6 protein-coding genes are annotated in these 3,951 nt (G+C 41.3%); 4 read left to right on the top strand and 2 right to left on the bottom strand.

Features of this window, described 5'->3' with window-relative positions; translation table 11 throughout:
* Window positions 1–94 precede the first annotated feature (94 nt).
* The gene (locus H6S82_RS22005; RefSeq protein ID WP_190473084.1) at window positions 95–1,078 is read right to left on the bottom strand and encodes a hypothetical protein; all 984 of its coding nucleotides are present in this window, start codon (window positions 1,076–1,078) and stop codon (window positions 95–97) included.
* A gap of 18 nt (window positions 1,079–1,096) precedes the next feature.
* On the opposite strand from H6S82_RS22005, the gene surE reads away from it, so the two are divergent.
* Genes surE through H6S82_RS21985 form a run of 4 tightly spaced genes read left to right on the top strand, consistent with a single transcriptional unit; the run spans window position 1,097 to window position 3,246 of the window.
* Window positions 1,097–1,774 (top strand): 5'/3'-nucleotidase SurE, encoded by a 678-nt coding sequence (gene surE, locus H6S82_RS22000; protein WP_190473087.1) that lies wholly within the window; start codon window positions 1,097–1,099, stop codon window positions 1,772–1,774.
* Between the two features lie 29 nt (window positions 1,775–1,803).
* The gene (locus H6S82_RS21995; RefSeq protein WP_190473090.1) at window positions 1,804–1,983 is read left to right on the top strand and encodes a hypothetical protein; all 180 of its coding nucleotides are present in this window, start codon (window positions 1,804–1,806) and stop codon (window positions 1,981–1,983) included.
* Window positions 1,984–1,985: 2 nt separating this feature from the next.
* On the top strand, window positions 1,986–2,285 hold the full coding sequence (locus H6S82_RS21990) for a hypothetical protein (protein WP_190473093.1): 300 nt from the start codon (window positions 1,986–1,988) through the stop codon (window positions 2,283–2,285).
* A gap of 19 nt (window positions 2,286–2,304) precedes the next feature.
* Window positions 2,305–3,246: an NAD-dependent epimerase/dehydratase family protein gene (locus tag H6S82_RS21985; protein ID WP_190473096.1), complete on the top strand. Its 942-nt coding sequence runs from the start codon at window positions 2,305–2,307 to the stop codon at window positions 3,244–3,246.
* Window positions 3,247–3,381: 135 nt separating this feature from the next.
* On the opposite strand, the gene pgsA is transcribed toward H6S82_RS21985, so the two are convergent.
* Window positions 3,382–3,903: a CDP-diacylglycerol--glycerol-3-phosphate 3-phosphatidyltransferase gene (gene pgsA, locus H6S82_RS21980; RefSeq protein ID WP_190473098.1), complete on the bottom strand. Its 522-nt coding sequence runs from the start codon at window positions 3,901–3,903 to the stop codon at window positions 3,382–3,384.
* Window positions 3,904–3,951: the final 48 nt, after the last annotated feature.

Below are 3,951 nucleotides of genomic sequence, written 5' to 3'. Positions count from 1 at the left end.
TTTTTACAATACATTTGTACTATCCGTGGGTAGCGATCGCACTCCTGCAAGTGCCTTAACAAAAGTTCATACAGTGTCGATTACTTTTGTCCGACTACTTATAATCTTTACAATATTTGGTCAAATATTGGCCGAGAATTAGTCTTCGGTAGTTGGGATACCTTTCTCTATTTACAATTTTAATTATTCTAAGTTTATCTTGTAAATTTGATGCTCTGTCGCGAGATAAAGCTTCTTGCTTGCTTTGATCCTCTCCTTGACAATCTGCTGCTCCGACAGAAATAACTTCATCTGCTACTGCCAGCTTTTCATTTATTTCTTGAGTTTCTAATTTATCTAGCCCTCCTGATTCTCCTGCATATACAATTTTATTGTCTTTTCCTGATTCCCAGTAACCACTTGTGACAAAGTTTACATCAAATATAACTGTGTTTCCATTCTTATCATTCCCTTGAATAAGCTTGGATTGCCACTTTTTATTATCTTTGAGTGGCTGGCGATAAATCAACTCAAAAAGGGCATAATTTTCCAGTCTTAAATCTTTCAATTTTGCATTTTCCAAGCCATTTTTAATGGCTTCAATAGGATTAAATATCGGGCTATTGCGAGTAAGGCCAATAATTATTATCCTTCGTGGATATTTTGTAGATATATTCTTCTGAGGGCACTTCTCAAACTGTTTAAGTCTATCAAAATTTTCCGATAATTCTTGGTATTGAGGATTAATCGATCTTGAAAGTTGTTTTGTAAGCGAACGTCTTATCTGTCCTGCATTATCTTCATCGTTCCTCGACCCATCGCAACCTTCTGCCCCAACAAAAACGATCTTATTTGCCTTTTCCAACATATTCTGTATAGCTGGATCGCTCTGAAATTGTTTCGATAATTTCGCAGAACTTAACTTAGTGCTAGTGTCATTCGGGCTAACAGCCATAATAAAATCAGCAGTATTGCCCTTGCTATCCTTACCACTAAACTCGACTGGATTTTCGGGGGAACGTGGTGGAGGACAAGCAGTTAATGTCAAACTTACTGTAGCAGCTGTTACTAATTTCTTAAACACAGTTAATCGTTTCATATTTTACTGGTACAAAACATGACTTTGATTATAACCAACGACGATGGTATCGACGCCCCAGGTATCCGCGCATTGCAAAAAGCTGTCAACGGTAACGCCATAATTGTCGCACCGAAAGCCCCTTTATCGGGTTGCGGTCATCAAGTTACTACTACTAGCGCTATTCACGTACATCGTCGATCGCAAACCGAATATGCTGTTGGTGGTACTCCGGCTGATTGCACGCGACTAGCACTTACACATCTTTGTCAAAATGTCAAATGGGTACTTTCGGGCATCAATGCTGGTGGCAATATGGGTGTTGATGTTTATATTTCCGGTACTGTGGCTGCTGTGCGCGAAGCAGCTATGCACGGAATTCCCGGAATTGCTGTTTCTCACTATCGCAAACGCAACTTAAATGTTGATTGGGATACTGCTGCTAGATGGACGGCGAAAGTATTAGATGATTTGTTCAAAAAACCGATCGCACCCGGTAGTTTCTGGAATGTTAATTTACCCCATCTTTTACCGGGAGAACCAGATCCAGAAGTGGTATTTTGCCAACCTTGTAGGCAACCTTTACCTGTGAATTACCGCATTGAAGGTGATGAATATTACTATCACGGCGAGTATGCAAAGCGTCAGCGAACTCCCGGCAGCGATGTGGATGTCTGCTTTTCTGGTAAAATCGCGGTAACTCAGCTAAGGGTGTAAAATAACTAAAGTAACAGTACTAACAACCTGTGGAACCAACCGAAGAACAATACCTAATTCTGAACGCCCTAGAAACTTTAGATTTACTAGGCTATACATTCTATGATATAGAAACTGGAACTTGGTACATTGAAACACCAAGTCCTGTATTGCCGATCTCGCGGCTACTGCAAAATGGCGAAATTATACCCATCGAACCGGAGTCATAACTATGACAGAATCTATTCAAGTGCAGAAACAAAAGTATGAAAGATTCAAAGAACTGTTCGCGGTAGGACGCCAACGCTATTTAGATGCAGGGGGAGATCCTAGCCGTCCGTCAGGTAGTTTGCACGGTAATGATTACTTAACAGATGAAGAACGAACAGAATTAATTACTTTAGGACGAGAGCTTGGCGGAGTAAAAATAATTGATGGTTCTGTTCATGTAGCAGGACGTTCTTGGAAATTACCAGAAAATTCTCCTTTATTGAAAAATCAAAGTACATCTGAAGTAAGATCGGATAGTTAACTGTTGGCAATGAGGAAAAATGCGAATATTAATCATGGGTGGCACCCGGTTTATCGGAGTTTATCTGACTAAAATTTTAGTAGAACAAGGTCACGAAGTTGTATTATTCAATCGGGGTAAGAAGCCAGCGCCAGTTGAAGGTATCCAACAAATTCATGGCGATCGTACTGACGCTTCCCAAATAAAGGAAAAGCTAGCTTCGGAAAACTTTGATGCCATCTTTGATAACAACGGTCGCGAATTAAGCGATACTCAACCTTTGGCGGAGATTTTTAAAGGTCGGGTAAAACATTTTGTTTATATGAGTTCGGCGGGAGTTTATCTCAAAACAGACCAATTACCGCACATTGAAGGGGATGCGATCGATCCGAAAAGTCGTCACAAAGGTAAGCACGAAACAGAGGCGTATTTAATCGAACAAGGATTGCCTTTTACTTCGATTCGTCCAACCTATATTTACGGCCCGCAGAATTATAATGATGTGGAAGCGTGGTTTTTCGATCGCATCGTGCGCGATCGACCCATCCCCGTACCGGGTAACGGATTACACATCACCCAACTCGGTCACTGCAAAGACTTGGCGAACGCGATGGCGGCGGTGTTGGGGAATGAGAAAGCGATCGCACAGATATATAATATTTCGGGAGAACGCTTCGTTACTTTCGATGGACTTGCACGCGCCTGTGCAATAGCGGCGGGTAAATCACCGGATGAGTTGCAGATAGTGCATTACGACCCGAAAAAGTTTGATTTCGGCAAACGTAAAGGTTTTCCATTGCGCGTGCAGCACTTCTTCGCATCAGTTAATAAAGCGATGACCGAATTGAATTGGAAACCGGAATATGACTTAGTTTCTGGTTTGAAAGATTCATTTCAAAATGATTTTCTCGCGTCTGGAAGAGATAAAGCTGAAGCTGATTTTTCTGTAGATGATGAGATTTTGAAAGCAGTGCAAAGTTAATTGTTAGGGTAAGGTGGGCAATGCTTACCTTACTCTTAATGAGAGGATAAATATGGCTTATTTTTTAGTTTGGATGGTGCAACAAGGGTAAAAAGAAACCCGGTTTCTTCAAGAAACCGGGTTTCTAGTTGTCAATTAAGCATTTTCCTTGGTAAGAGTTGGCGGCAACAAATAGATAGCACCGGAAATTAAAGTGAAAGCAACAGAAATCCAGAAAGCAATGAGAGAAGGAATTTGCCAAACTGCTGGTAAAGGTGCAATTAACAACGAAATGGCGATGATTTGACTTACTGTTTTCAATTTACCCCAGATGTTTGCACCGGAAATAGAAGTTTGATTGACGCGCCAACCTGCGATCGCCAACTCCCGCGCTAAAATCAGAAAAACGCCCCATGCAGGCACTTGTCCCAACTCAACTAAAGCCAATAATGGGCCAAGGACTAGGAATTTATCGACTAAAGGATCGAGAAACTTGCCTAAATCGCTGATTTGGTTGAGTTTACGCGCCAAATAGCCATCTAACCAATCGGTACTTGCTGCTACGATAAAAATTGCCAAACATATCCACCGACTTAACTCTGTGGGGTTGTGCAATCCGTAAAGGAGAAACGGCAATCCCAGCAGGCGCGAGAAAGTGATCCAGTTTGGAATAGTCATATCAATTGAGTGGAGTGCGATCGGCTATCAGTTTTTATCTTAAATTAT

Origin of the sequence: Planktothrix sp. FACHB-1355 (assembly GCF_014748295.1) — a bacterium.
Classification (GTDB): Bacteria; Cyanobacteriota; Cyanobacteriia; order Cyanobacteriales; family Aerosakkonemataceae; genus Aerosakkonema; species Aerosakkonema funiforme_A.
This window is presented reverse-complemented; position numbering and strand designations above follow the sequence as displayed.